At 72.5% G+C, this 994-nt stretch carries 1 protein-coding gene; it reads right to left on the minus strand.

The annotated features are described in order from the left end of the window. Nucleotides 1–81: 81 nt before the first annotated feature. Nucleotides 82–951 carry a 1,4-dihydroxy-2-naphthoate polyprenyltransferase gene (locus IY392_RS16485; protein WP_194861808.1) on the minus strand — a complete coding sequence of 290 codons (870 nt, stop codon included), beginning with the start codon at nucleotides 949–951 and terminating at the stop codon, nucleotides 82–84. Nucleotides 952–994 lie beyond the last annotated feature (43 nt).

Raw genomic sequence — 994 nt, forward strand, 5'->3', positions numbered from 1 at the left:
CCGAGGAGCCGCGCTGGCGATCAACGACGGTATCCAGGCGGCCTGGGACGCCGTGCCCGAGGGGTCGCTCGGCAAGTAGTGCTACAGGGAGGCGATCAGCATCCCGGCGCTGACCAGGACGCTCCAGGCGAGCATGGCCATCCCGGCCACCGTGAGCGCGGGGATGAGCCCGGCGCCCGTGGCGCGCGCCCGGACCGGCGCGTTGGCCTTCCACGCGACCGGCATCGCCAACAGACCCAGCAGCGCCCACGGCGTCGCCGGGATCAGCGCCAGCGTGGCCAGGAGCGGCACCAGCAACTCCAGGACGGCGTGCAGGCCCCGGGTCCGTGAGTCGCCCAGCCGGACGGCCAGCGTGATCTTGCCCGCCTCGGTGTCGGACGGGATGTCCCGCAGATTGTTGGTGAGGTTGACCGCGCACGAGAAGCTGCCCACGGCCACCGCCGCGACGAGCGCGTACCAGGTGACGGACCCGAGCTGGGTGAACTGGGTGCCGGTCACGGCCACCAGACCGAAGAACACGAACACCGCCACCTCACCGAGCCCGCGGTACCCGTAGGGGGTCCTGCCGCCCGTGTAGAACCAGGCGGCGAGGATGCACAGCAGGCCCACGGCGATAAGCCACGGCGCCGAGGTGACGCTGAGCACCACCCCGGCCAGACCGCCCAGACCGAGGAACGCGAACGCCGCCCACTTCACTGCCTGGGGGCGGGCGAGTCCCGACCCCACGAGACGCAGCGGGCCCACGCGGTCGTCGTCCGTTCCGCGGATGCCGTCGGAGTAGTCGTTGGCGTAGTTGACGCCCACGATGAACGACCACGCCACCACCAGTGCGAGCAGCGCCTTCCACCAGACGAAGCCACCGGCCAGCGCCGCGGCCGCCGAACCCACCAGCACCGGCGCGAACGCGTTGGGCCACGTCCGTGGTCGGGCCCCCTGGAGCCAGTCGGACAAGGAGGCGCCGGCGGGCCGGGCGGGGTGCTCGGGGTCTTCGGGG

Origin of the sequence: Dietzia sp. SYD-A1 (assembly GCF_015356725.1) — a bacterium.
Lineage (GTDB): Bacteria > Actinomycetota > Actinomycetes > Mycobacteriales > Mycobacteriaceae > Dietzia.